24 protein-coding genes are annotated in these 26661 nt (G+C 65.2%); 11 read left to right on the top strand and 13 right to left on the bottom strand.

The features are described 5' to 3' along the window. Together CH289_RS13435 and CH289_RS13430 are read left to right on the top strand one after the other, a co-directional pair. A partial coding sequence (locus tag CH289_RS13435; protein WP_143545082.1) for an HNH endonuclease signature motif containing protein occupies positions 1-488 on the top strand: 488 nt, incomplete at its 5' end. A gap of 65 nt (positions 489-553) precedes the next feature. After that, positions 554-1267, top strand: coding sequence for an aminoglycoside 3'-phosphotransferase (locus tag CH289_RS13430; RefSeq protein ID WP_094728045.1), 714 nt, complete (start codon positions 554-556; stop codon positions 1265-1267). A gap of 223 nt (positions 1268-1490) precedes the next feature. On the opposite strand, the gene CH289_RS13425 is transcribed toward CH289_RS13430, so the two are convergent. After that, a complete protein-coding gene (locus CH289_RS13425) occupies positions 1491-3089 on the bottom strand; it encodes an ABC transporter substrate-binding protein (RefSeq protein ID WP_094728044.1) in 1599 nt (532 codons plus the stop codon). Then, the gene (locus CH289_RS13420) at positions 3086-4384 is read right to left on the bottom strand and encodes an NtaA/DmoA family FMN-dependent monooxygenase (protein WP_094728043.1); all 1299 of its coding nucleotides are present in this window, start codon (positions 4382-4384) and stop codon (positions 3086-3088) included. Before CH289_RS13420 ends, CH289_RS13425 begins: the two co-directional genes overlap by 4 nt. Positions 4385-4600: 216 nt before the next feature. On the opposite strand from CH289_RS13420, the gene CH289_RS13415 reads away from it, so the two are divergent. The 9 genes from CH289_RS13415 (at position 4601) to CH289_RS13375 (ending at position 15841) form a co-directional block, all read left to right on the top strand. Then, the gene (locus tag CH289_RS13415) at positions 4601-6460 is read left to right on the top strand and encodes an FAD/NAD(P)-binding protein (RefSeq protein WP_094728042.1); all 1860 of its coding nucleotides are present in this window, start codon (positions 4601-4603) and stop codon (positions 6458-6460) included. A 45-nt stretch (positions 6461-6505) separates the two neighbouring features. Continuing rightward, positions 6506-8146: an ABC transporter substrate-binding protein gene (locus CH289_RS13410; protein ID WP_094728041.1), complete on the top strand. Its 1641-nt coding sequence runs from the start codon at positions 6506-6508 to the stop codon at positions 8144-8146. Next, entirely contained in the window at positions 8127-9170 is a 1044-nt protein-coding gene (locus tag CH289_RS13405) for an ABC transporter permease (RefSeq protein ID WP_196806157.1), read from the top strand. The genes CH289_RS13410 and CH289_RS13405 overlap by 20 nt, the downstream gene beginning before the upstream one ends. Continuing rightward, positions 9167-10003, top strand: a complete 837-nt coding sequence (locus CH289_RS13400; RefSeq protein ID WP_020110831.1) for an ABC transporter permease — start codon at positions 9167-9169, stop codon at positions 10001-10003. Before CH289_RS13405 ends, CH289_RS13400 begins: the two co-directional genes overlap by 4 nt. 3 nt (positions 10004-10006) lie before the next feature. Next, positions 10007-11680 (top strand): ABC transporter ATP-binding protein, encoded by a 1674-nt coding sequence (locus CH289_RS13395; RefSeq protein WP_256977196.1) that lies wholly within the window; start codon positions 10007-10009, stop codon positions 11678-11680. A 201-nt stretch (positions 11681-11881) separates the two neighbouring features. Continuing rightward, positions 11882-12889 carry an ABC transporter substrate-binding protein gene (locus CH289_RS13390; protein WP_020110833.1) on the top strand — a complete coding sequence of 336 codons (1008 nt, stop codon included), beginning with the start codon at positions 11882-11884 and terminating at the stop codon, positions 12887-12889. Then, on the top strand, positions 12889-13785 hold the full coding sequence (locus CH289_RS13385) for an ABC transporter permease (RefSeq protein WP_019663226.1): 897 nt from the start codon (positions 12889-12891) through the stop codon (positions 13783-13785). The genes CH289_RS13390 and CH289_RS13385 overlap by 1 nt, the downstream gene beginning before the upstream one ends. After that, positions 13761-14516, top strand: a complete 756-nt coding sequence (locus CH289_RS13380; RefSeq protein WP_230621063.1) for an ABC transporter ATP-binding protein — start codon at positions 13761-13763, stop codon at positions 14514-14516. Before CH289_RS13385 ends, CH289_RS13380 begins: the two co-directional genes overlap by 25 nt. Next, positions 14513-15841 (top strand): LLM class flavin-dependent oxidoreductase, encoded by a 1329-nt coding sequence (locus CH289_RS13375; RefSeq protein WP_094728039.1) that lies wholly within the window; start codon positions 14513-14515, stop codon positions 15839-15841. Before CH289_RS13380 ends, CH289_RS13375 begins: the two co-directional genes overlap by 4 nt. Before the next feature lie 2 nt (positions 15842-15843). On the opposite strand, the gene CH289_RS13370 is transcribed toward CH289_RS13375, so the two are convergent. Genes CH289_RS13370 through CH289_RS13320 form a run of 11 tightly spaced genes read right to left on the bottom strand, consistent with a single transcriptional unit; the run spans position 15844 to position 26659 of the window. Next, the gene (locus CH289_RS13370) at positions 15844-16158 is read right to left on the bottom strand and encodes a DMT family transporter (RefSeq protein ID WP_019663223.1); all 315 of its coding nucleotides are present in this window, start codon (positions 16156-16158) and stop codon (positions 15844-15846) included. Beyond that, entirely contained in the window at positions 16158-16508 is a 351-nt protein-coding gene (locus CH289_RS13365) for a DMT family transporter (RefSeq protein WP_094728038.1), read from the bottom strand. Before CH289_RS13365 ends, CH289_RS13370 begins: the two co-directional genes overlap by 1 nt. Positions 16509-16544: 36 nt before the next feature. Beyond that, entirely contained in the window at positions 16545-17486 is a 942-nt protein-coding gene (locus CH289_RS13360; RefSeq protein ID WP_026347449.1) for an NADP-dependent oxidoreductase, read from the bottom strand. Between the two features lie 8 nt (positions 17487-17494). Next, the gene (locus tag CH289_RS13355) at positions 17495-18730 is read right to left on the bottom strand and encodes an MFS transporter (protein ID WP_170949298.1); all 1236 of its coding nucleotides are present in this window, start codon (positions 18728-18730) and stop codon (positions 17495-17497) included. A gap of 23 nt (positions 18731-18753) precedes the next feature. Then, positions 18754-19881 carry an LLM class flavin-dependent oxidoreductase gene (locus CH289_RS13350; protein WP_037182931.1) on the bottom strand — a complete coding sequence of 376 codons (1128 nt, stop codon included), beginning with the start codon at positions 19879-19881 and terminating at the stop codon, positions 18754-18756. Next, positions 19878-20651, bottom strand: a complete 774-nt coding sequence (locus CH289_RS13345) for a DUF1684 domain-containing protein (protein WP_037163927.1) — start codon at positions 20649-20651, stop codon at positions 19878-19880. The genes CH289_RS13350 and CH289_RS13345 overlap by 4 nt, the downstream gene beginning before the upstream one ends. Next, positions 20648-22027, bottom strand: coding sequence for an NtaA/DmoA family FMN-dependent monooxygenase (locus CH289_RS13340; protein ID WP_094728037.1), 1380 nt, complete (start codon positions 22025-22027; stop codon positions 20648-20650). Before CH289_RS13340 ends, CH289_RS13345 begins: the two co-directional genes overlap by 4 nt. Beyond that, the gene (locus CH289_RS13335; RefSeq protein WP_019663216.1) at positions 22024-23172 is read right to left on the bottom strand and encodes an LLM class flavin-dependent oxidoreductase; all 1149 of its coding nucleotides are present in this window, start codon (positions 23170-23172) and stop codon (positions 22024-22026) included. Before CH289_RS13335 ends, CH289_RS13340 begins: the two co-directional genes overlap by 4 nt. Then, positions 23162-24805, bottom strand: a complete 1644-nt coding sequence (locus tag CH289_RS13330; RefSeq protein WP_094728036.1) for a dipeptide ABC transporter ATP-binding protein — start codon at positions 24803-24805, stop codon at positions 23162-23164. The genes CH289_RS13335 and CH289_RS13330 overlap by 11 nt, the downstream gene beginning before the upstream one ends. After that, entirely contained in the window at positions 24802-25692 is an 891-nt protein-coding gene (locus CH289_RS13325; protein ID WP_094728035.1) for an ABC transporter permease, read from the bottom strand. Before CH289_RS13325 ends, CH289_RS13330 begins: the two co-directional genes overlap by 4 nt. After that, on the bottom strand, positions 25685-26659 hold the full coding sequence (locus CH289_RS13320) for an ABC transporter permease (RefSeq protein ID WP_037112284.1): 975 nt from the start codon (positions 26657-26659) through the stop codon (positions 25685-25687). The genes CH289_RS13325 and CH289_RS13320 overlap by 8 nt, the downstream gene beginning before the upstream one ends. Positions 26660-26661: the final 2 nt, after the last annotated feature.

Raw genomic sequence — 26661 nt, 5'->3', positions numbered from 1 at the left:
ACGGCGGACTCACCACCCCACCACCCGGCGCACTGACCTACCGACCCGGCCCCTCGCTCGCAGACCTCGTCCGACACCGCGACCGCACCTGCCGCCACCCCGGATGCGACGTCCCCGCAGCCGGCTGCGAGATCGACCACGTCATCGCCTTCGACCACCACAACCCCACCCGCGGCGGCTGGACCATCCTCACCAACCTCCACTGCCTCTGCAGATACCACCACTCCCTCAAAACCATGGGCGCCTGGAGACCCACCATGCTCGCCGGTGCCGTCGAATACTGGAAGTCGAGTTCCGGCACCACAGCAGTCACCCTCCCCGCAAACACCACCGGCCGAACCGACCTGGCCCCGAGCTCACTCCTACCCCACATACCGAAGAAACGACGACAACCCCACCACCGCACCGACAAACCCGAATCCGATCTCGACGACACCACTGCTCCGCCGACCTACGCAGAGGACACCGATGACCCCGCACCGTTCTGACAGGCGCAGCACAGTCGTCGAGAAAGAGACCGGTGCCGACTACTGCGCTGTGGTGGAATGGCGGGGTGACCCGTCCGGATTCCTCGGTGTCGATTCCGCCTGCGGTGCGGCGCCACGCTGGCAGCTCCGAGATAGAGCCGGTCTGGCTGAACGAGTTGGGTGGACTGACCTTCCGCACCGGACAGGTGTTCGTGAAATGGTGTCCGCTGGACGTGCAGATCGACCTTGCTGTCGAGGCCGACAAGTTGCGCTGGGTTTCGGCCTACACTCGGGTTCCGGAGGTTGTCGACGCCGGTTCCGACTCCGACGCGCAGTGGCTGGTAACCGTAGCGCTACCGGGGACAAACGCAGTCGACGATGCCTGGACGGCGAATCCCACCGTCGCGGCCCGCTCCATCGGCACCGGTCTACGCGCGTTTCACGACGCAGTGCCTCGCGCCACGTGCCCCTACGACTGGTCGATCGAATCCCGAGTCGAGTCCGCCGAAAAGCTGGGGTCGAATCCGTCCGTCGGTACAGCACCTCCAGTAGACCCGGTGGTGTGTCACGGCGACGCGTGCGCTCCGAACACGCTGCTGGACAACGACGGCAACTGGTTCGCCCACGTCGACCTGGGTTCTCTGGGCGTCGCCGACCGATGGGCTGATCTGGCGCCTGCAATCATGAGCACGGAGTGGAACTACGGCCGTCGGTTCACGTCCGAAGTTCTCGACGGCTACGGCATCGAACTGGACCGCCGGAAACTCGACTTCTACTGCCGACTCTGGGACGAGACCTGAACGGGGAACACATGACGAGGGCCCCGATCAGACTGGGCGAGACTCAGCCGTGAACGGACAGATCCACCGCAGCCCGGGCACAGCCGACTCCGCATGCGGTGTGACTGTCGAACCATCGCAGATCGAACAAGCGCCTCAGCCAGGACATGTACAGCAACCTAGACCCATCGACACCGCAGCGGGACCCTTCGAATCAGCCTGATTCTTAACCTGCCCGCCGGAACTATCCGATCCAGGTGTCGAAGAACTGCAATCTGGCGGATGCTTCGAATTCCAGATCATGTACGCGTGGCCCTGCACCGATGGCCTGGGAGAGCTCGATGGTCGGGATCAACAGCCCGTTGCTCGACACCAGTTGCTGCGCGTCGGCGAGGATTTCCTTTCGCTCGGCGGGATCGGTCGTGCTCAACTGCCGCGCCAGCACATCGTCCAGTTCTGGGATGGGGCCGCGACGGTTGTTGTTGCGACCGTCGAGTGCATACGAGGTGCGCAGGATGTCGCCGTCGGCTCGAGTGCTGTTTCCGTAGGTGGAGTCGAAGTCACCGCTCGCCTGCCGCGCCAGAGCTTCCGGCGTCGAGACCAGGTCGAGGACGAGCTCGACGCCCACGTCCGCGAGTTGCTGCTGCACCAGCTCCAGAATGGCCTGGTTACCGGCGAACACCGCGCTGAACGTGACGGAGAACGACAGCCGTCGGCCGTCCTTCTCTCTGATTCCGTCGGCGCCCGGGACCCATCCGGCGGCGTCGAGGATGTCGCGTGAACGATCAGGGTCGTAGGTGACGTCGTCGAGCTTCACGTACTGCGGGGTCTTGCTCGCAAGCGTCCCAGTGGCAGGCAGGAAGTCCGGCCCGAGCACCGTGTCCACCAGTTCCTGACGGTTCAGGGCCGGGATCAACGCACGGCGTACCTCGACGTCGCCGAGAACGGGACGAGTGACGTTGGGTGTGAAGCCGAACGGAGTGCCTGGATTGGATGTCGTGAGCACACGGCCACCCGACGCCTCGATCTGCGGCGCATCCTGCGGCAACGCGTCGCTGATGGCGTCGAGCTGGTCCGAAGCCAGGCTGCCGGTCCGCACCCCGGACTCGGGCACGATCGTGAACTCGATCGCGTCGAGGTATGCCTCCCCGTCGTGGGAGAACACGTCCGAACCCCAGGCGTAGCCGGAGCGCTTCTTCAGCGTGATCGCCTTGTCCTGCTGATAGGACTCGTAGACGAACGGGCCACTGCCGATGTTGTCGCCGAGGCACCGTTCCTCGGCAGGCTTGTCCGTGGTCGCCTTGGCCAGCAGTCCGAGCTGAGGTGTCGACGTGGCCTGCAAGAACTGCGCGTTCGGGGCGTCGAACTGCACTCGGGCCGTCAACGGATCCACGACGGTGGTGCCCGCGTAACCGGAGAGGTAACTGGCACCGAGCTGCGCTTTGGGGGCGCCGAGAACGTTCACGACAGAATCGAAGGTGGCTTTGACCGCATCCGCGTCGACAGGAGTTCCGTCGCTGAACGTGACGCCGTCCTTCAGAACGAAGGTGAACTGCGTCGCGTCACTGCTGACTTCCCAACTCTCGGCCAACCACGGCGTGATCTCGCCGGTCTCGGGGTCCTGGTCGGTCAGGGAATCGACGATCTGACGGGACACGTAGATGGTCTGGTTGGTGCCACCCTGCGCGGGATCCGAGCACGTCGGAGCCTGCGACAGCGCGTACCGGAGCGTGCCGCCGGCTTGCGGCTCCCCTTCCTGCGACGTCGATTCCGCCGATCCGCCGCATGCGGCGACGAGCGTCGTCGCCGACACCGCGAGCACAACCGAAGCCGACCGTTTCATGCTTCCCCCTGGAATCGAGCGAGTGGAGGGAGTTCGAGATTCTCCCTGAATGTCCCTCCGCGATAATCGTTTCCGACGATTCCGCGGCGCCGAAGCTCCGGCAGCAATCCGTTCTCGACGAAATCGCGTGTGCTTGGATCACCGAGACCGCCGAGACTGATCACGTCGAGGACCCCGGCGTCGTACCGTTGCGCGATCGCGTCGGCCAGCTGCTCGGGTGTCCCGGACTCGGCCCAATGTCCGGTGTCCTTCGAGGCGATGATCAACTCGCGCAGCGTCTTTCCCTCCGCGGCGAGCTTACCGAATATCTCCACTCGTCCACGACGGCGGTTGACTGTCTTCGGGTCGGGCAGCAACTCCACCGGGATCGGCTTGTCCAACGACAGCTCCGACAGGTCGATTCCGCCTCCGAGCATGTCCTCCAACCGTGCGCGTCCGGCGACGAAGTCCAGAGTGCCGATCGACTCCTCGACCCGTTGTCGGGCCTCGGCTTCCGTCGCACCGTACGTCGCGTGGAACGAACTGAAGATCAACGGAAGTTCGTCACCGCGCCCCAACTCGGCAGCGCGGGCTCGGATGGTCTTGGTGTAGGTGATGGCATCCTCGAGGGTCGCCAGCGACGTGAACACGACTTCGGCGAAACGCGCTCCGAGTTCGATTCCTCCGGCAGACTGTCCGGCCTGAAATTGAACGGGCCTGCCCTGAGGCAGCGACGGAATGTTCAGCGGCCCTTGGACGGTGTAGTACGTGCCGCGGTACTCGATGGGTCGCACCAACGACGCATCCAACACCGCGCCGTCGGAACCCGGTACCAGCGCGCCCGGCTTCCAGCTGTCGAAGAGTGCGTTCACCACTTCGAGCGACTCGGTGGCACGTGCGTACCGTTCTTCGGGACTCGGCAGGTCCTGATCTCCGTAGTTCTCCTCACCCAGCGAGGACGTCACCGCGTTCCAGGCGGCGCGTCCGTTGCTGACGTGATCCAGCGTCCCGAACAGTCGGGCCAGGTTGTACGGGTGATGGAACGTCGTGGTCACGGTCGCGATCAATCCGATGTCCGTGGTCACACCGGCCAGCGCCGCAAGGTAGATCAGTGGCTCCTGGGCCCCGATCGCCCCCTGTGCACCGAAACTCAACAGGTCCGCGGCGAACAACGCGTCGATCTTGTTGTTCTCGGCGATCTTCGCGATCTCGATCGACGACGCGAGGGTGGACCGCGCCGGGTCGACCGCGGCGTCGTACACGTCGAGGCCGCCGCTGACCCCGGTGACCGTCTTGAGTGTTCGACGTCTGCTCATCGGGTAAACACCATGGACAACTGCACCTCACCAACGAACGAGAACGAACAGGAAAGCCGCCGTGGACACAGCACACGCGGCAGAGCAACACATAAGTTTAAGGAGCTCCGACGGCCCTGAACAGAAATAGAATCAGCGTGATTCTGCGTTGACTCTTCAATGCGACTCCCGCAACAATCAGGCGGTACTACCAGGGTCGACGGAGGCACCAGAACTATGAGCACCACCCCCGCGCACCGTATTGCGATCGTCGGTGCGGGACCGCGCGGTACCGGTGTCCTCGAGCGACTGCTCGCCCATCTCGATGCGACGCCGGAGCGCCGCGTCACCGTCGACGTCTTCGATCCCTTTCCTGCCGGCGCCGGCCGCATCTGGCGAGGCTCGCAACCGCCGCTGCTGTGGATGAACTCGGTCGCCGCCGACGTCACGATGTTCACCGACGACACCACCGTGGTCGCCGGGCCGGTCTCGACCGGCCCGACTCTCGCCGAATGGGTCGAGAGCAACCTCGAATCCCTCCGCGACGACCCGGCGCTCACCGCCGAGCTTGCCGATTTCACACCCAGGTCGTTCGCTTCGCGGACACTGCAGAGCCGCTACCTCGAGTGGGTCTTCGCGAGAGCCGTGACGGACGCTCCCGTGGATGTCACGGTGCATCGCAACACCGTCGTCGACATCGTCGACGACGAGCCCGGGCAGCGCCTGATTCTCGACGACGGTTCGGTGGTCGGGGTCGATGTCGTGCTGTTGTCCCAGGGCCATCCGGACGCCCTGCCGTCGTCCGCCGAGAAGTATCTGCACACGTTCGCCGATACCTACGGACTGACGTACGTCGGGCCCGGATACACGGCCGACCTGGATCCGGACGTCGTCCCGGAGTCGGAACCCATCCTGGTGGCAGGCCTGGGGCTCGCGTTCGTCGACTGGATGGTGTTGCTCGCCGAAAGCCGGGGTGGAACGTTCTCGCGGCTACCGGACAAAACCCTGACCTACCGGCCGTCGGGCCGTGAGCCGGTCATCTATGCAGGCTCGCGCCGCGGCGTGCCGTACCACTCGAAGATCGGCTACGACATCGCCGCCGCCCGGCCACCGCTCCCGAAGTACTTCACCGCCGACGGCTTCCCCGGGGACGGGTTTCTCGACTTCCGGCGCGACGTGTGGCCGACCGCAGCGAAAGAGCTTGCCGGCGCTCACTATCACGAGCTGTTCGCCTCGCACGCCGACCGCACCACCGGCACGTGGCAGGATTTCGAGATCGAGTTCGACGCTGTCGCCTGGGGTTCGGAGGAGTCGGCAGCCCTGGTCGAGCGGTTCGTACCCAAAGACGACGACCGTATCGATCTCGCTCTGATCGATCGCCCTCTCACCGGTGAGACGTACGACAGCGTCGACGACGCCACCGCGCGCATCATCGGATACATCGAATCGGACCTGGCCCGACGCGCCGATCATCACTACAGTAGCGACGCAGCGGTGTTCAACGCGCTGCTGTCGGTGTACATGACCACGGGAGAATTGCTGAGACGCGGTCGAATTCCTGCCGAGTCGGTAGCGCAGGACATCGAAGGGTGGCTGCACTCGTTCTTCAGTTTCATCGCCAGCGGCCCTCCTCCACAACGTCTCGAACAGCTGCGCGCGCTCGCGTCGAGCGGGATCGTTCGGTTCCTCGGCCCCGACACCACGTTCAGTGCCGATACCAACGCCGGCGTGTTCACGGCTCGGAGCGCGTCACACGACGACACCGTCACCGCGCGAACGCTCGTCGACGCCAGACTTCCCGTCGCGTCCATCCGATCCAGCGGGGACGCACTGCTTCGCTCCCTGCACGAATGTGGACAGATGGTGGAGGTGCGCGCCAACGAACGCAGTGCCGCCAAGATCTCCGTCGACGGACGGTCCCGAATCCTGCACTCCGACGGCAGCGTTCACCCCGCTCGGTTCGCGGTCGGTCCGTGGGTCGCGGGTCACACCTGGTCCTCTGCCTTCCCGCGACCTCGGACCAACGCCGGATTCTTCCGCCACAACGATGCTCTCGCCGTCGAGCTCCTCACGTCCGGCGCCAACGAATCACGCTGATCGAAAGGGTTTTACGGCCTGGCCGACTGATACAGGCTGGGGGACATGAGGCGCAACCATGTCCTGTCGGCGTCAGCTCTCGCCGTCGCTGCCGGTCTGTTCCTGTCCGCCTGCGCGGGCGGCAGCGACACGGCGAGTACGTTCGACGAGAACGCCGAGCCCGTCAGCGGCGGCACCTTCACCTTCGGTCTCAACTCGGACCTCGATTGTGTCGATCCGCAGCAGACCGGCAGTTCCGTTGCCGCACTGGTGTCGCGCAACGTTCTCGATTCGCTTGTGGGACATACCGAGAACAACGAGTTCACGCCGTGGCTGGCGGAGAGCTGGGAAGTGTCCGACGACGCGACGAGCTACACGTTCTCGCTCCGCGACGGCGTCACGTTCTCGGACGGAACGCCACTCGACGCCGACGCCGTGAAGTTCAATCTGGATCGGATATTCGATCCGGCCACCAAGTCCAACTACGCACGCTCGTTGCTGGGCCCATTGCGTGAGGTCACCGCAGTCGATCCGACCACGGTCCGCGTCGACTTCACCGCGCCCTATCCGTCGTTCCTGCAGGGCGCATCGCTACCGTTCCTGGGTATCGAATCTCCGACTCACTTGCGTGGCACCGACAATGCCGAGTGCACCACCGTCGTCGGCTCCGGTCCCTTCGTCCTCGACAGCTACACCAAGGGCGTCGGTTTCGAACTCTCCAAGCGTGACGACTACAACTGGGGACCCGGGTACGCCGATCACACCGGCGCCGCGTACCTCGACCGACTGAACTTCCGCATTCTGCCGGAGAACTCCACCCGCCTCGGGTCGCTCGAGAACGGCGAGGTCGACGCCATCGCGGCGGTACCGTCGGCCAATGCGCCCGTGGTGGACGAGGATCCGAATCTGCAACTGATCAAGTACGAGAATCCAGGTGTCAACTACGGCATCTTCCTCAACACACAGGCGGAACCGTTCACGGACGTCAGGGTTCGCAAGGCTTTCCAGAGCGCGCTCAACTCACCTGAGCTCGTGCAATCGGTGTTCTTCGGACAGCTCGCGGCGGCGGACAACGTTCTCGGCCCGAAGACGCCGTACTACGATTCCTCGATCGCGCAGACGTGGGGATTCGACGCGGACCAGGCCAATTCGCTTCTGGACGAGGCGGGGTGGACCGGACGCGACGCCGACGGGTACCGCACCAAGGACGGTCAGCGCCTCACCGTGCGTTTCCCGTACGACTCCTCCAGCTACTTCGCCGAGAACGCGCCTCTGCTCGAAGCGTTCCAGGACCAGATCAAGCGCGACGTGGGCTTCGACCTCGTCGTCGAGCCCATCGACACCGGTACGTGGACGGACCGAGCTGCGCGGGGTGACTACGAGGCTGCGGCCATCTTCTTCGTGCGACCGGAGCCGGACATTCTCCGTACCGTGTTTCTCTCCACCAACACCCCGCCGAACGGTGGCGCCTATGCACGGAACACCGATCCCGCACTCGACGAACTCCTGACCAGGGGCGCGGCTACGGCCAACGGACCGGATCGTGAGCAGATCTACGCCGACGTGCAGCGCGAGGTCATCGACAAGGCGTACTACGTACCGGTCTACGTTCAGGCCTACCGGCTCGGGGCGTCCAACGGCGTACACGGAATCAAGTTCGCCACCAACGCATCACCACTGTTCTACGATGCCTTCCTCACAGACTGACGCCTCACGGCCGGTCGAGACAGCGCCGGTGCTCGATACAGCGCCGCCGTCCACCGCACACCGCCTGGTCCGTGCAGTGGGCGGTAAGGCACTCGCCGCGGTTCTCGTGGTGTGGGGTGCGGGAACGGCGACGTTCCTGGCTCTGCACGCAATCAAGGGCGATCCGGTGGACATCATCCTGGGTAGCGACTCCGTGGTGCAGCCCGCCGAGAGGGATGCGATACGCAGCTCGTACGGGCTCGATCAGCCAGTGCTGCTCCAGTACCTGAGCTATCTGAAGCGAGTCTTCACCGGTGATCTCGGCCGGTCCTACCAGTTGCAGCGACCGGTTGCCGACGTCATCGGGGCCGAGCTGTGGCCGACGGTGTCGTTGGCGGTTCCGGCTGTCGTTCTCGCCGTCGTCATTGCGTCCGTCCTTGCGCTGACCACCGCAGGCCGTCCCCGATCACGTTCGTGGGCGTCGAGTTTCGAGCTGCTGTCCGTGTCGATCCCCACCTTCTGGATCGGAATCCTGCTGCTGTGGGTGTTCGCGTTCACCCTCGGATGGTTCCCTGCGTCGTCCGCGAAGACCGATGCTTCCCTGGTTCTTCCGGTCGTCACACTTGCACTTCCTGTCGCAGGGCTGCTGTCGCAGGTCCTTCGAGACGGTGTCGAGGACGCCCTGGCTCAACCGTTCGTCCTCACCGCCCAGGCACGAGGTGCATCGAGGGCACGCGTCCTTCTCGTGCACGCCTTTCGGCACGCACTCCTGCCTGCCACGACACTGACGGCGTACTTCGTCGGCGCGACCCTGGGCGGGGCAGTCCTCACCGAAACCGTCTTCGCCAGGCCCGGACTCGGTCGCGTGACGCTCGCCGCCATCGGATCCAAGGACATGCCCGTCGTACTCGGCATCGTCCTGCTGTCCGCGCTGGTGTTCATCGTCGTCAACACCGTGCTCGACGCCTTGTACGTGGTCATCGACCCCCGGCTCCGCACGACCTCTCGCCGACGCCCGGGCACGGCGAAGGAGGTTCCCGCGTGACCGATGTACTCACCGCGCGGCGATCGGTTCCGCGGACCACCCGCCCCGGCCTCGCCCTGGCCGCGGTATTCGTCGTGATCGCAGCGCTCGCGGCCGCCTTTCCGACGCTGCTGGCGTCGGCCGATCCGAACCTCACCGATCCCAGCTCACCGTTCGCCGAACCCGGTGTCGACCACCTGTTCGGGACCGACAACCTGGGTCGCGACGTGTTCGCTCGGGTCGTGCACGGGGCACGGTTCTCGTTGCTGATCGGCGTGGGGGCAACTGTTCTCGCGGTCGTGATCGGCACTGCACTCGGCATCGCGGCCGCGCTCGGTCCCCGTGTCGTGCGCGCGACACTGCTACGCGGCATCGACATCGCCATGGCATTTCCCGACCTGCTGCTGACGTTGCTCGTGATCGCCGTGCTCGGACCCGGGCCGCTCAACACGCTGATCGCCGTCGCTCTTGGAATGGTTCCCCGGTTCGCCAGGGTGGTACGTGCGCAGGCGCTCCCCGTCGCCGGCGCGGGGTACGTGACGTCCGCCGTCGCACTCGGAACGCCGCGACTGCGAATAGTTCGTCTCCACATCCTCCCCAACACGGTGCGCCCGCTGCTCGCGGTGGCGACCGTGGGTGTCGGGACCGCCATAATCTCCGTCGCTGCACTGAGCTTTCTCGGCCTGGGAGTGAAGCCTCCGGACGCCGAATGGGGCGTGATGCTTGCTCAGGGCCGCGAGTTCCTGAGATTGGCGTGGTGGATCTCGATCTTTCCCGGCCTGGCCGTCGCCGCGACCGTCGTCTCCATCACCGTGCTCGGGCGGGCACTGCAGCGCAGAAACTCGGAGGTCTGACCCATGCCGGTACGACAACGCTTGGTGGACATCGAGAACCTGTCCGTGTCCTTCCCGGCGGCCGGTCGACGATCGGCGCCGGTGCGCGCCGTGCAGGACGTGTCACTGCACGTCTCCTCCGGCGAGTGCCTCGCCCTCGTCGGCGAATCGGGTTCGGGCAAGTCCGTCACAGCACGTGCCGTCATCGGCCTGGCCGGGCGACGGGCGGACGTGCGCATGTCGCGGTTCCACATCGACGGCGTCGACGCATCGTCGTTCGGCGAGAAGCAGTTCCGGCAAGTGCGTGGCACGACGGTCGGACTGGTGTTACAGGACGCTCTGGTGTCGCTGGATCCGCTGCGTACCATCGGCCGCGAGGTCGCCGAGCCCATGGCGATACACAACACCGTCCCGCGTCACGCGCGTTCACGTGCTGCCGTGGACTTGCTCCGCTCGGTCGGCATCGACGACCCCGAGGTCAGAGCCACGCAGATCTCGCACGAGTTGTCCGGCGGCCTTCGTCAACGTGCTTTGATCGCATCGGGTCTCGCTGCAGGCCCCTCACTGTTGATCGCGGACGAGCCGACCACGGCGCTCGACGTCACGGTTCAGGCACGCATTCTCGCTCTGCTCGGTGACCTCCGAGACGACGGCACCGGTCTGCTGCTCATCAGCCACGATCTGGCCGTCGTCGCCGCACTCGCCGATCGAATAGCAGTGATGAAGGACGGTCGGATAGTCGAACAGGGTGCAGCCCAGGATATTCTGCGGGATCCGCAGCACGAGTACACACGAGCCCTGTTGAGCGCAGCCCCGAGCGGAGCGACACGAGGAACGACTCTAGTGGGCCGGACACCGATCGCTGTCCCGTCCGCCCACTCAGGCGATCCTGTGCTCGTCGTCGACGCGGTGAGCAAGTCCTTCGATCGGCGTGACGGCTCACGGCACCGGGCGGTCGATTCGGTCTCGCTCACGCTCCGTCAGGGTGAGATCCACGGTCTCGTCGGCGAATCCGGTTCGGGGAAGTCCACTCTCGCGTCGACAGCCCTCGGACTCGTCGAACCGGATACCGGGACGGTGCGTCTGACCCCACCCGGTGGGCCGAGCCTGAACTGGAACTCACCCAGCGGCCCGGGAGAACGAGGCAGGCGTGCGCACCGGTCGCGGATACAACCGATCTGGCAGGATCCACTGAGCTCGTTCGACCCCAGATTCACGGTCGCCAACGTAATCGATCGTGCACTGGTCGAGACCGGAACACTCGATGCCGACGCGCGCAAGGCTCGGACGATCGAACTGCTCCACCAGGTGGGCCTGGACCCTGATCACCTCGCTCGCACACCGCGCCGGCTGTCCGGTGGCCAGCGTCAGCGCGTGGCGATCGCCCGGGCACTGGCAACCGAGCCGGACATCCTGATCTGCGACGAGCCGGTCTCGGCACTCGACGTGTCCATCCAGGCCCAGGTACTCGATCTGTTGCTCGACCTCCGGGCACGAACCGGTGTGTCGATGATCTTCATCTCCCACGACCTGGGTGTGATCAGCCATGTCAGCGACACCGTGTCGGTCATGAAGGACGGGGCGATCGTCGAACGAGGCAGAGCCGAGCAGATTTTCGAGGACCCACAGCACAGCTACACCGTCGAGCTCCTCGATTCGGTCCCGTCGCTTCCGTATCCGGTGGCCGTCGAAGGCTAAAAAATTCGACGGCTGGAAAGTCGACGACTGAGAAGTCGGGGCGCTCGGACCGACCTGCACATACTTATATTCACGGAAACGTAAACTGTTGTCGGCGCTTCGCTGCCGATGTTGGCTGTGCGGATGCGAACATTCCTGGCAAGCCGAAGATCGACGCGGCGGACAGCAATTGCCCTCACCTCACTTGTCCTCGCGGTCGGAATGGCCGCCGGCTGCGCCGGCAGCGACACTCCGGAGAACGCACTTGCGTCGGATGCGGCACTTCCGACCGAGATCCCGGCCGGCACCACGCTTGTCATCGCCGACCAGTCCGAGTTCCAGCAATCCGTCCTCCGCGCCTCGGGTGAGCTGGACAAGCTGCCGTTCGAGTACGAGTTCGCGAACTTCGTCGGTGGCCCGGCCATTCTCGAAGCGTTCCGGGCAGGCGCAGCCGATACTGCGAGAGTGGGCGACACCCCACCGATCCAAGCGCTCATCGCCGGCCAGGACGTCCCGATCATCCACGCCACTCAATCCGAGCCGAACAACACTCGGTTGGCCGTAGCTGCGGATCGGGACATCACGACACTGGCCGATCTGAAGGGCAAGAAGATCGCCTACGCCGAGGGCACCGCGCAGCAGGCCATCGTGTTGCGCGCACTCGCCAAGGCCGATCTGAGCACCGACGACGTCGAACTGGTCCGTCTGCAACTCTCGGAGTTTCCCGACGCCATCAGAACCGGACAGGTGGACGTCGCTCCGTTGAACGAGCCGAACCTGACTCGTTTTCTGAACAATCCGGGGACCACACTGATCGACACGTCGGAGTCCGGGGGCACGTCCACGGGCCTGTCCTACCTCTACGCCCGTCGTGAGGCCATTCAGGATCCCGCCAAAGCCGCTGCGCTGCAGGCATACATCGCCAGCTTCACGCGTGCCGTCCAGTGGGCCAACGAGCATCCCGACGAGTGGCTGCAGAAGTACTACGTCGAGGGGCAGGGGTTGACGCCCGAGGACGGCCGGCGCATCGTCGACTCGCTCGGCGCGTACGCATTTCCCAAGTTGGACAGTCTCGTGGAGCAGCAGCAGTCGACCATCGATGTCATCGACGACGCCGGTGAGCTACCCAAGTCCGTTCAGGCCTCGGACGGATTCGACCTCCGGTTCGGCGACGTCGGCGCCCGCACCGTCGAAGAAGTCGGCGGATCGTTCACCAGGAGTGAGAGCTGATGGCAATCGCAACCCCGGTAGGAGACAAGAGAAAATCCAGGACCACCAGTACCTCGAAGAACACGGGTACATCGAAGAACACGGCGTCGTCGACGGTTCTACGACCCCGGAAGATCGCGCGTCGCAGGCTGGGGCCTGGTAAGGCCATTCCGTACGGTCTCGCGATCGGTCCGCTCATCCTGGTCGTGGCATGGATAGCCTCCTCGGCGGCAGGGATACTCGATCCTCAGACCCTGCCCGCACCGCTGACCATCGTCGAGGCCGCGCGAGACCTGATCGACGACGGTCGACTCCAGAGCAACCTGCTCACGTCGCTGCAGCGGGCAGTGATCTCGCTCGTTCTCGGTGTGGCGATCGGTGTCGTACTCGCACTCGTGTCGGGTCTGTCGAGGCTCGGAGAATCGATCATCGACGGCCCGGTCCAGATCAAACGAGCGATCCCGACGCTTGCGCTCATTCCTCTGTTCATCGTGTGGTTCGGCATCGGCGAGTCGATGAAGATCATCGTCATCACCACCAGCGTGCTGATCCCGGTCTACATCAACACCCATGCACAGTTGCGCAGTGTCGACAATCGTTACGTCGAGCTCGCCGAGACGGTCGGTCTGTCCAGGTGGCAGTTCGTCCGGCGAATCGCCCTCCCGGGCGCGTTGCCCGGCTTCTTCACCGGACTTCGCATGGCCGTGACCATTTCGTGGCTCGCCCTCGTCGTCGTCGAGCAGGTCAACGCCACCAGCGGCATCGGTTACCTGATGACCCAGGCGCGAACGTACGGACAGATCGACATCATCGTCGTCGGCCTGGTCGTCTACGCCATCTTCGGACTCGTAGGCGACTTCCTGGTCAGGCGAGTGGAAAGGAAAGCATTGTCATGGCGCCAGACACTGGGCGGGTAGGAACGGGCGGGGATCAGGCCGGTCGGGTGGTGAGTGCGAGGTCGTTGAGCCGGGGGTTCGGTGATCGGGTGGTGCTCGATGCCATCGATCTCGATATCGCACGGGGTGAGTTCGTGGCGCTGCTGGGACGCAGTGGGTCCGGCAAGAGCACGTTGCTGCGTGCGCTGGCGGAGTTGGACTACGACGTACTCGGTTCGGGTGAACTCCAGGTGCCGGCGAATCGGTCCGTGGTGTTCCAGGATTCACGCCTGCTTCCGTGGTCCCGAGTGCTGGACAACGTGATCCTCGGTCTTCCCGGCCGCGATGCAGCGGAGCGAGGCCAAGCGGCGTTGGCCGAGGTCGGCTTGGCCGGCCGCGAGAAGGCCTGGCCCAAGGAGCTTTCCGGTGGCGAGCAGCAGCGCGTTGCACTGGCGCGTTCGTTGGTGCGTGAGCCCGAACTCCTGTTGGCGGACGAGCCGTTCGGTGCCCTCGATGCACTCACTCGAATCCGCATGCACGCTCTGTTGCGCGAGTTGTGCGCCAAGCACACGCCTGCAGTTCTGTTCATCACCCACGACGTCGACGAGGCTCTTCTGCTCGCAGATCGTGTACTCGTCCTTCAGGACGGTCGCATCGTCTCCGATCGGACAGTCGAACTCGACACGCCCCGTACACACAGTGATCCGAAGTTCGCCGCTCAGCGTGAAGATCTGCTGACCGCGCTCGGCGCTTTCGAGAAAGTGACGGCATGACAAGGCAATTGCACTTCAACGCTTTTCTGATGACGACCGGGCATCACGAGTCGTCCTGGCGTCTACCTCAGTCCGACCCGCTCGCCGGTGTCGACATCAAGCATTACCAGCGGCTCGCGCAGATCGCGGAACGGGGGAAGTTCGATTCGATCTTCTTCGCCGACAGCCCCCAGCTCGTCGCCGACGTCGGTCGTCGGCCGTCGGGATATCTCGAACCTCTTCAGATCCTGACCGCGGTGTCGACGGTCACCGAGCGAATCGGCCTCGTAGCCACAGCGACGACGAGCTACAACGAGCCGTACAACCTGGCCCGAGCGTTCGCGTCGCTCGATCACATCTCCGGTGGCCGCGCGGGATGGAACATCGTCACCACAGCGGGGCTCGATGCGGCCCAGAACTTCAATCTCGACGCGTTACCTGCGCACGGCGATCGGTATGCCCGAGCGGCCGAGTTCGTCGACGTCGCCCAGAAACTCTGGGACAGTTGCGACGACGACGCCGTCCTCGCGGACAAGGATTCCGGAGTGTGGGGTGACAACGACCGGGTTCGCACCGTCGACCATCGAGGTGACTACTTCACCGTGCGCGGCCCGTTGAACGTTCCGCGTCCGGTACAGGGGTATCCGCTTCTGGTTCAGGCGGGTTCGTCCGACGACGGCAAGGTCCTCGCGTCGAAGTACGCCGAGGCCGTGTTCACCGCGCAGCAGACCATCGAGGACGCGAGGGCGTTCTACTCGGACCTCAAAGCGCGCACCGTCGCCGTCGGCCGTGACCCGGACCACATCAAGATTCTGCCCGGCATCGTTCCGGTGATCGGTTCCACCGAGGCCGAGGCTCGTGCACTCGACGCCGAGCTGGACCGCCTCATCGTTCCGGAATACGCACTGCTGCAGCTCGCGAAGACATTGAAGGTGGATCCGTCGGCGCTGTCGCTCGACGAGCAGCTACCGGAGAATCTGCTGGCGGAAGACGACATCGAGGAAGCCAAGAGTCGCTACACGCTGATCGTCGAGCTTGCGCGACGGGAGTCGCTGACCGTGCGCGAACTCATCGGCAGACTCGGCGGCGGCCGCGGACACCACACGTTCACCGGCACGCCCGAGCAAGTCGCCGACGCCATCGAAGAATGGTTCCTCGGCGGTGCAGCCGACGGCTTCAACATCATGCCGCCTGCGTTGCCGTCGGGACTCGAGATCTTCGTCGACGAAGTGGTGCCCATTCTGCGGGCCCGTGGGCTGTTCCGCAGCGAGTACACCGGGACCACATTGCGCGAGCACTACGGTCTTCCGCGTCCGGCCAACCGGTTCACAGCGGTACCCGTGTAGCGCTACGCACCGATCTCGATCAGCAGAACGCCGCCGATGATCAGGGCGATACCTGCGCCCATGACCCAGGTCAACGGTTCTCGGAACAGGTAGCGGCCGGCGATGGCCGTCAAGGCCACGCCGCTCGCTGCCCACACGCCGTAGGCGACACCGACAGCCATCCCGGCCGACAGTGTCAGGGCCAGCAGAGTGAACGCGGCTCCGTAGCCTGCGACGACGGGGACGAGCCACCACTTCTTGCGTCCTCCCTCGGATGCTCGCAAGGACAGCGTGGCCATGACTTCGGTGACGATTGCTCCGGCAAGTAACAACCACATCAGGCGTGCGCCCTGTCCGCGCCGAATTCCACCAACACCACTCCCCCGATGACCAGCACGATGCCGGCCAGCATCGTCGGCGTCAGCGGTTCACCGAACACCGCGGTACCCAGTACGGCGGTCAACGCGATTCCCGACGCCGCCCAGATCCCGTAGGTCTTCCCGATGGGCGAGCCCATCCGCAGGATCAGCGACAGCAGTACGAACGATGCGCCGTACCCTGCCACCACGACGCTGTACCAGGCGGGTGTGTTCAGCGCAGCTTTCAACGACAGCGATGCCGCTACTTCCGACACGATGGCCGACGCCAGCAGCGCCCAGTATCTGTTGCTCACCGTTCGACGAACCATCGGCGATCGAGATTGATTCCACACCTGGCACACGAGTTACGGGATCAACACGAACTTCCCGCGCGGGTGTTCGGCTTTCAATTCCTCGTGTGCCGTGGCCGCCTCCGCGAGAGGAAACGTCTTGGCGACTGTCACGATGAAATCGCCTGCACCGGCCGAGTTCACCAGGTCGAGTCGGGCTGCCTTGCGGCGCTTCGCACTCTCCGGGTTGCCACCGCCCACGGAGGGGAACCCTTCCTCGGCCGCGCGGTCGAATGCGGCGATCGTGACGATGCGATCCTTGTCCGAGACGAGAGCAAGCGAGACGTCCACGGCCTCGTCGGTACCGACCGTGTCGATCGCGACATCGATTCCGTCGGGAGCGAGTTCCTGCACCCGCTCCAGCAATCCGTCACCGTACTCGACGGGCTCGGCGCCCAGTTCACGCAGTGCGTCGTGGTTGACGGGCCGAGCGGTACCGATGACCCGCGCCCCGCGCGCTTTCGCTTGCTGAACGACGATCGACCCGACACCTCCCGCTGCGCCGTGTACCAGCACCGTGTCGCCCTCGGCGACCTTCGTGACCTCGAGGGCGTCGTACGACGTCCCGGCAACGACGAGCAGTCCTGCTGCGGCCTCCCAGCCGAGCGACGCAGGCTTGGGAAGCACAGCATCTGCCGGAACCAGCAGCTTCTCCGCGTACGCTCCCTTCGCCCCGGAGACGATGACCTCGTCGCCGACGGAGATCTGCCCGCCCGGACCACTGGTCGAATTGCCAACGGCGACAACGACACCGCTGGCCTCACTTCCGAGATGAAGTGGGAGAGTGGAGGGGTCCGAGCCGAACGCTCCGCTGTAGAGCTTGTAGTCGATCGGGTTCACGCCGATGGCCTTGACCTCGATCGAGACCTGGCCGGCCGCCGGGGCGGCCAAGGCCTCGTCGACGATGCGCACCACCTCGGGTCCACCGAATGCCGTTGCTACCGCTACTCGTGTCATGGAACTTTTCAACTCCTCGCTGTCACGGATTGTTCCTGCAGCAGATTACGCCGCGTCATCTCTGCCACTATCGCACTTCCGACGGCTCCCACCGCGGCCAGAACCACGAAAGGCAGTGCACGCCAGCTTGGTTCTGTGATGTCGAGGGCTCGGCCAACGACGGAACCGACAACGAGCGATGCCACGGCCGACACCAGGTAGAACCATCCGTAGTAGGTACCGGACAGCCGATCTTCGCCCACCACTCCCAGCAGTTCCATGATGTAGGGATTCGCCAACGCGATTCCGATGCTGAACACCGCCGTCGTGAGAATCACCGGCCACAACAGGGTGAGCCATCCTGCGATCGGCCTCGACTCAGCAGCCGTGTCGAGAATCGGCGCACTGACCGCGAGCGGGACGAACGCGGCACCCATCAGTCCCACGCCGAGACCCGCCGCGCTGCCCGGTCGCAGCAGCCGTCGTGCCACGGCCGTGACGGGCATCTGCAACCCGATCCCGAGCACCGTGGACACCACGAACACAACGCTGACCGACTGCGGGTTGCCCGTCACGCGTTCGGCTTCGATCGGCAATGCCAGATACAGCTGGTTGAACAGCGCGAAATACGCGCACCCTCCGAGCGTGAAGATCAGAAACCGCCTGTTGCGCAATACCAGTCCCCAGCTGCCGACGACGCTGTCATGGTGCTCGATCCGTGGCTGACGCGGCAACGCAATCAATTGCGCAGCGGTCAACACCGCGAACACCGCGGCGGCGATCGCGGCGATCAACCGAAAGTCCACACTCAACAGAGCGGCACCCAGCAGCGGGCCCACCAAGGCACCGGCGTTGCCGAACACGTTGTACACCGAGAACACTTCGGCACGATCGGTGTCCGACTCACGCATCAGGTAGGTACGGACCGCCGGGCTGAATATTGCACCAGCAACGCCGATCGCCACCGTCGCCGTCACAACTCCGACCGCACTGTCGGTGGTCGCGTAGAGCCCGAATGCCACGCTCCTGAGGGCACATCCGGTGATGATCGTCGCTCGCGGTCCCCATCGGTCCGCCAGGGTACCTCCGACGAGGAACAGACCTTGCTGACTGAACGTCCTCAGTCCCAGCACGATCCCGACGAAGGCGACGCTGAAACCCAGGTCACCTCGCAGATAGGTCGCCAGAAACGGCAGCACCATGTAGAAACCGAGACTGATACCGAAGTTGTTGATCATCAACAGCTTCGACGCTGTCGGCAGCACAGCGTACGACGATCGCAGCGAACCTACACGCGCAGCCGTGGCAGTCCCCATTCCTTCCCGAGCAGTTCGAAGGACCGCAGCCGGTCTCCGTGTCCGTGCGTCGCGGTGGTCACGACGAGTTCGTTGGCTCCCGTGGCTCGTTGCAGACCGTCGAGCTTCTCCGCCACCGTGACGGCGGAGCCGACGAACTGAGTGGCGACTCGGTCCGACACCAACTCCGCCTGCTCCGGGGTCAGCGGCGCCGCCGTCTTGGGATCCGGGTACGCAATTGCACCGTGCCCACTACGGATGCTGTGGACCCACTGGCCGAACGACGAGGCCAAGTACTGCGCGTCCGCATCCGTGTCCGCTACGACGACGTCCGCCGACACGACGACGTACGGCTCCTTCACGGTGTCCGAGGGCACGAACGCCGCACGGTAGGCCTCGACGGCGTCGAGCGTCGTACCGGGACTGACATGGTAGTTGGCGACGAAGGGCAATCCTCGTGCTCCGGCGACCTGTGCGCTCTGGCCACCGCTGCTACCGAAGAGCCAGACTTCGACCTGCGCACCGAGTCCGGGTGTGGCCGTCAGTTCCACACCACCGGACGTGGAGAATCGTCCGCCGAGGAAGTCGAGGACGTCCTGCAGTTGGGTGTCGAAATCCGGGGCGACTGCATGTGGTTGCTGCAGCACCTCACCCGATGCGAGCACCCGCTCGGAGAGAACGAGCTTGCCGGAACGGAACGGCTTCGGGAACAGAATGCCGTCGACGACCCGTTCCTCGTGCTCGGGCTCCGGAACGTCCTTACCCGCCAGCGCTTCCTGCCTGCGCTGACCCGATCGTCCGATACCCAGGTCGATACGACCGGGATACACGGCGTCGACGGTGCCGAACGATTCCACGACCGACGCAGCCGTGTGATGACCGATCTGTACGGCCGCCGACCCGACGCGAATCCTGTTGGTGGCGGCCGCGATCAACCCGACGAGCACGGCCGGGGACGAACTGGCGGCCGCGACGAAGTGATGCTCGGCGACCCAGTAGCGCTCGTACCCCCATTCCTCTGCCTGACGCGCCAGGTCGAGAGTGTTGCGCAATGCCTCGGCGGCGGTGGAACCTTCGCTGATCGGCGACAGATCCAGTACCGACAGCGGAACCCTACTCACGACGCGCTGCCGAACGGACGCGGATTCTTCTCGCCCGCCTCGACCGCAACGGCGAGCTTGTTCTCCGCCGGCGCCACGGGGCACGTCGCGTAATCGGTGAACGAGCACGGCAGGTTCGACGCACGGTTGAAGTCCAGGATCACCTCGCCGCTGTCGGTCGGATCGGTCACGACGAGCGTCCTCGCGGCCGGGTACGTCGTCACACCCGACGTCGCATCGGTGAACATCACCCGCAGCCCACCGTCCTTGCCGCCGAAAGCTACGAACTGCTGCTTGTCTCCGCCCAGTTCGAAGTCGATGACACCGACCGCGGCGTGGTGGTGCTCCAGTCCCTCGACGACGGCACCGGTGGTGACGATCTTCGCCTCGGGATACGGCGTGAACGTGCCAGTGACACTCCACTTCTCGTCGGGATCGTAGGTCGGAATTCCGGAGAATTCCTGAAGGTGGGGTGATGCGGGGTCGTGCACTCGCAGCGCCACCGAACCGGTACGACGGATGACCTCGATGCGTCGGTCACCGTCCTCGACCAGAATGCCCGGTGCGCCCTCGACCGGTTCGAGCGTGGTGACCGACAATCCGTCGACATGAACGACATCCTCGTCGGCGCGCCAGCGGCCGGGAAGATCTCCGACGGTCTCGAATTCGTCCGTCAGCCAGTACAGCCCGGTGAGCGACACCCATCCGAGTGGGTCGCTGTAGTAACTCTCACGCTCGCTGTGCCACTGGTTCCACGATGCTTCGAACGTCTCGTTCACGGTGGCGGTCATGATGCTCGCACTCCTTCTCGCTCGGTGTCCGGATGGTTCAGCGCGGCGGAATCGGATCCGAAGAGGTGGCTGCGCAGCGTCGTACCGGAGTATTCGGTACGGAAGCTGCCGCGGTCCTGCAGAATCGGAACCACCTTGTCCACGAACTCGTCCAGCCCCGCCGGGGTGATGTGCGAGACGAGGATGAACCCGTCGCTCGCGTCGTTCTGTACGTAACTGTCGATCTCCTCGGCCACCTGTGCAGGCGTGCCGACGAACTGCTGACGCGTGGTGACCTCGATGATCAGTTCGCGGATGCTCAGACCCTTCGACTCGGCCCGCTCACGCCAGTCGCGCGCAACCTGCACCGGATCGGCGTGGCGGACCCGGCCTCGGGTGATGTTGACGTCGTCCGTCGGGTCTTCGTCGGGAAGAGGACCGTCGGGATCGTATTCCGACAGGTCACGCCCCCACACCTGCTCCAGGAACGAAATCGCTGTCTGCGGCCCGACCTGCTGGTGACGGATGGCGTCGGCTCGCTCCTCCGCGTCCTCGGCGGTGTCGCCGAGGACGAACGTCGCGGCGGGAAGGACCTTCAGATCGTCACGCTCCCGGCCGTACTTCGCCAGCCTGCCCTTGACGTCGGAGTAGAACGCCTGCCCCGCCTCGAGCGTGCCGTGGACGGTGAAGATGGCGTCGGCCTTCGCGGCACCGAACTCGCGTCCCTCGTCGGAATCGCCCGCCTGCAGAAGCACCGGGTGACCCTGCGGGCTACGTGGCACCGTGAACGCCGCATCGATGTCGAACTGCGGTCCGGTGTGGCGGACCTGTGCGATGTGCTCGCGACGTGCGAACACCCCGTTCTCTCGATCGACGACGAGCGCGTCGGGTGACCAGCTGTCCCAGAGCTCTCGGGCCGTGTCGATGATCTCGCGAGCACGGACGTACCGATCCGCTCGGTCCAGATATCCACCGCGGCGGAAGTTCTCGCCGGTGAACGCATCCGACGAGGTCACCATGTTCCACGCCGCGCGGCCACCGGACAGGTGATCGAGCGTCGCGAACTGCTTCGCCAGCTCGAACGGCTCGTTGAACGTCGTGTTGATGGTGCCGGCCAGCCCGAGATGCGTGGTGACGGAGGCCAACGCGTTGAGCACGATCAACGTGTCGGGACGACCGACGACGTCCAGGTCGTGGATACGGCCTCGGTGCTCGCGCAGCCGCAACCCTTCGGCCAGGAAGAAGAAGTCGAACAACCCGCGCTCCGCGGTCTCCGCGAGGTGGACGAACGAGTCGAACTCGATCTGGCTCTTCGATTCCGGGTCCTGCCACACCGTCGTGTTGTTGACACCCGGGAAGTGCGCTCCCAGATGGATTTGCTTCTTGATCGCGCTCATTTCGACGCTCCCTGTGCTGCCTGACGGCGTACTGCGTATCGGTTCTCCGGTCGTGCAAGGCCGAGCCTGCTGCGCAGCAGCGGACCGGGGCGCAGACGGGGCGTTGCACCATCGTGCCAGGCCAAGCCGGGTACGACATCGGTCGTGATGGCCTCGACCGACTGGGCGAGCGCCAACGGTCGCAAGGTCACGCCGTCGACGACGCCGGATGCGGCGAGGCCGTCGAGCAACTCCTGCAGTTCCGCGGCGTTCCCCCGGAAGCTCACCGAGTCCGGCACGTACGGCGACCAGCTGTTCAGCTGATCGACGTCGGCCGCCGCGGTATCCGAGACGTGCACTTCGAGATCGAGCACCACGTGAACCTCGGCAGGGTCACGTCCCTCGGCCACGACGGCACGACGCACCCGCGCGGCCACGACGGCTGCGTCGTCGATCGTCGGCGCGGAGATTCGCGCGATGTCCGCGCGCTTGGCGGCAACGGCCGTGGACGGGTCGTCCTCGGCCCGGACGACGACGATCGGCTGCCCCTGCGGCGGGCGCGGCGTGATGGACGGGCCCTTCACCGAGAAGTAGTCGCCCTCGAAGTCGATGTAGTGCAGTTTGTCTCGGTCGATGAAGCGTCCGGTGGACGCGTCGCGAATCTCCGCGTCGTCCTCCCAGCTGTCCCACAACCGGGTGACGACCTCGGCGGCGTCGTCGGCCTCATTCCAGAGTTCGTCGACGGTCTGCGGGCCCTTGCGCCCGAACAGCGTCGCTTCGTCGGCGTCCTGCGAGACAGCGACTTCCCAGCCTGCGCGACCCGACGATGCGTAGTCGATGCTCGCGATCTGCTTCGACACGTGGAACGGCTCGGTGTGCGTGACGGTCACCGTCGGGACGAGGCCGATCGAGCGGGTGCCCGCGGCAGCCCGTGCGGCGATCGCCGCCGCCTCGATCCTGCCCAGTTCGACGCCGTCACCGCTCTGAAGCGCGAAGGCGTCGGGGAGGAACGCGATGTCGATCCCTGCGCGGTCGGCCGCCTCGATGTGATCGGTCCAGTACTGCGCGGTGAACAGTTCCTCGGCGCGAGAATCCTCCCGTCGCCAGGCATGCGGGTGAATTCCGGCTCCGCGCAGTTCGACGGCGATCAAGAACTTATCGGGCACCTGCGGTCTCCTTGTCGTGACTTCTCGGGCGCGAGTTGCCGGGAATAGCCGCCAGCAACTCGCGGGTGTACTCACGCTGAGGCGAATCGAATATCCGTGCCGTCGGCCCGTATTCGACGATCGTCCCGGATTGCATCACCGCGACGGTGTCGCTGATCTGCCGCACGACGGCGAGGTCGTGCGAGATGAACAGGTAGCTCAGGTCCAGTCCGGTCTGCAACTCGTCGAGAAGGTCCAGAATCTGCGCCTGCACCGACACGTCGAGTGCGGACACCGGTTCGTCCAGAACCACCAGGTCCGGCCTGAGTGCCAGCGCTCGCGCGATCGCAACGCGCTGGCGTTGCCCGCCGGACAGTTCCGCGGGTTTGCGCCGGGAGTAGTCGGCAGGCAACGCGACTCGATCCAACAGCTCCGCGGTCCGCGCCGAACGCTCGGCACTCGTCCCGACCTTGAACGCGTCGAGTGGTTCCTCGATGATCTGCTCGACGGTCAGTTTCGGGTTGAGCGAGGCGTAGGGGTTCTGGTACACGATCTGAACGCGTCGGCGAAGATCACGAAGCCGCGAGCCACGCAAGCCCGTCACCTCGGTCCCGTCGAACTCGACGCGCCCGGACGTCGGCTTCTCCAACCCGATGGTGATGCGCGCCAACGTCGACTTGCCGGATCCGGACTCCCCCACGAGCGACAGTGTCCGCCCACGTTCGACCGTCAACGACGCAGCCTTCACCGCATCGAGGTGCACACCGCCTTTCGGGTCGTTCCGCAGGCTCCACTCCTGCCGTCCGATTCGGAACGTCTTGGACACCTCGGTGGCCGTCAGAATCGGTGTCGTCGACGGCCTGGCCGGCCGCAGTACCGTCCCCAGGCTGGGTGCGGCGGCCAGCAGCGACCTCGTGTACTCGTGCTTCGGATTCGCGAGAACTTCGGAGGTAGGCCCGGTCTCGACGATGTCGCCCTTGCTCATGACGACGAGCCGGTCGGCGCGGTCGGCAGCGACCCCGAGGTCGTGCGTGATGAGCAGAACGGCCGTCCCCGTCTCGGCGATACGGGCGTCCAGGTGGTCGAGGATGCGGCGCTGCACGGTGACGTCGAGCGCGGACGTGGGCTCGTCGGCGATCACGAGCTCGGGCGTACATGCCAGTGCGATGCCGATGAGAACGCGTTGACGCTGACCGCCCGAGAGATCCTGCGGGTACTGCTGGGCCCGCACCTCGGGGTTGTCGATCCCGGCCTCGGTGAGGATCCTGATCGCTTCGAGCTTCGCCGACCGCTTGGTGGCCAGCCCGTGCACGCGGAGCACCTCGGCCACCTGCTCACCGACTCGGATGACCGGGTTGAGCGACGTCGTCGGGTCCTGGGGAACCAGACCGATGTGAGCCCCGCGCAGGCGGTCCAGCACCTTCTCGGAGGCATCGTCGATCCGCTTGCCGTCGAAGCGGACTTCGCCGGACGTGATGCGACCCGCGCCGGGAAGCAGACCGATGATCGCGTGTGCCGTCGTCGATTTGCCCGATCCGGACTCACCCACCACCGCCACCACTTCGCCGCGCTCGACCGTCAGCGACACTCCTCGGACCGCGGCACCGTTGCCGTAGTCCACCTGGAGGTTCTCGACTTCCAGAATGGGGCTCATCGTGTGCCTCCCTCGATTGCGTGGCCGACGCGGTGGGCCGACAGGACGACGGCCACGATCACCAGGCCGGGCAGAGTGGTCATCCACCATGCGGTGGCCAGGAAACTCCGGCCCTCGGAGATCAACGATCCCCACTCGGGTGTCGGTGGGACAGCGCCGAATCCGAGGAAACTGAGGGCGGACACCGCCAGCACCGCCTGGCCGAATTCCACTGCGGCAAGGGCGATGACCGGTCCGTAGGAGTTGCGGAGGATGTGGCGCCGGAACACGTCGTACCACCGGACGCCGGAGGCGTAGGCGGCTTCGACGTACAGCGACTGCCGCACCCGGAGCACTTCGGAGCGCATGACGCGCGCGAAGTTCGCGACGAGGGAGACACCGACAGCGATGGCGACGTTGCGTGTACCGAACCCGAGCGCCGTGACCAGCGCCAGCGAGAGCAGAAGTGCGGGAATCGACAGCAGCACGTCGACGATGCGCATCAGGATCGCGTCGACGACGCCGCCGACGGCGCCTGCGAGCAGACCGATCAGCGATCCGGCCACGAGTGCAATCGCGACCGCGAACAACGTTGCGGTGAGCGACAATCCGGCACCGTGGACGACGCGGGTGTAGAGGTCACGTCCGATGTTGTCGGTTCCGAACCAGTGCGCCGCGCTCGGTCCTTGCAATTTGTCCGCAGGCGTTCCCTTCAGAGGGTCCCCACTGGCGAAGAGCGAGGGAAACAATGCGAAGCCGACGGCGAGAACCAGGACGACGACCGACAGCGCCAGCCAGATGTTCTTCACCAGTGACCGCACACGCGGCCTACGACGAACAGGGTTCGGCTTCGGGACGACAGGTTCAGCGGTGGCGACCGTCTCGACGCGGGTCAGGATGTCAGACATGTGCCTTCTCCTTCGCGGGAGCGGACTGCTTGTACTCGGACACGATCCGAGGGTCTATCAACGGATAGAACAGGTCGACCAGCAGGTTGACCAGAACGAACACCAGCGATGTCAGAACGACGATGCCCTGCACCACGGGAATGTCCTGCGCCAGAACGGACGTCTGAGTCAACCTGCCGACACCGGCCCTGGAGAAGACCGTCTCCACGACGACCGATCCGGCGAGCAGGTTGCCGACGAGTACGCCGGCGATGGTGAAGGCCGGAATCGAGGACAGCCGCACGACGTGCTTGGTCTGTACTCGCAGACGTGACACTCCCTTGGCGCGCGCAGATTCGACGAACGGTTGCTTCCACGTCGTGGTCATCGACGTGGCGAGAACCTGAGCGATCACGGCACCCGTCGGCAACGCGAGCGTGATCGCAGGCAGCACGAGCGACGACGCTCCCTGGTCACCGAACGCGGGGAAGATCCTGAGTTGGAACGAGAACACCTGCAGCAGAAGCAGCCCGACCCAGAAGGTCGGCACAGCAACGCCCAGCGGCGGGATGGAGAACAGAAGCGTGCGCAGCCACTGGACACGCGTGTAGGTGGCCAGGAAGGCAACCGACCCGCCGAAGATCAACGACAGCACCAGCGCGGTCGTCGCCAACGCCAGGGTGCTCGGCAGTGCGTCGAGGATGGCCGTCGTGACCTTCTGACCGGTGGCGATGGAGAACCCGAAGTCACCTCGCACTGCACCGCTCAGAGAGTTCCAGTACTGCACCCACACCGGCTGATCCAGCCCGTATCGCGCCTGCAACTCGGCGATGGCCGCCGCGTCGACGGGCGTACCGGACCCTGCCGAGTCGGCGGCGATGCTGACGGGGTCGGACGGCAGAAGGAACAGCACGATGAACGAGATCGTGAACGCCGCCCAGAGAACGAGGACGGCCTGCACGACGCGCAGTGCGAGATAACGAATCATGG

It is taken from the genome of Rhodococcus sp. RS1C4, from assembly GCF_002258225.1.
GTDB classification, from domain to species: domain Bacteria; phylum Actinomycetota; class Actinomycetes; order Mycobacteriales; family Mycobacteriaceae; genus Rhodococcoides; species Rhodococcoides fascians_E.
This window is presented reverse-complemented; position numbering and strand designations above follow the sequence as displayed.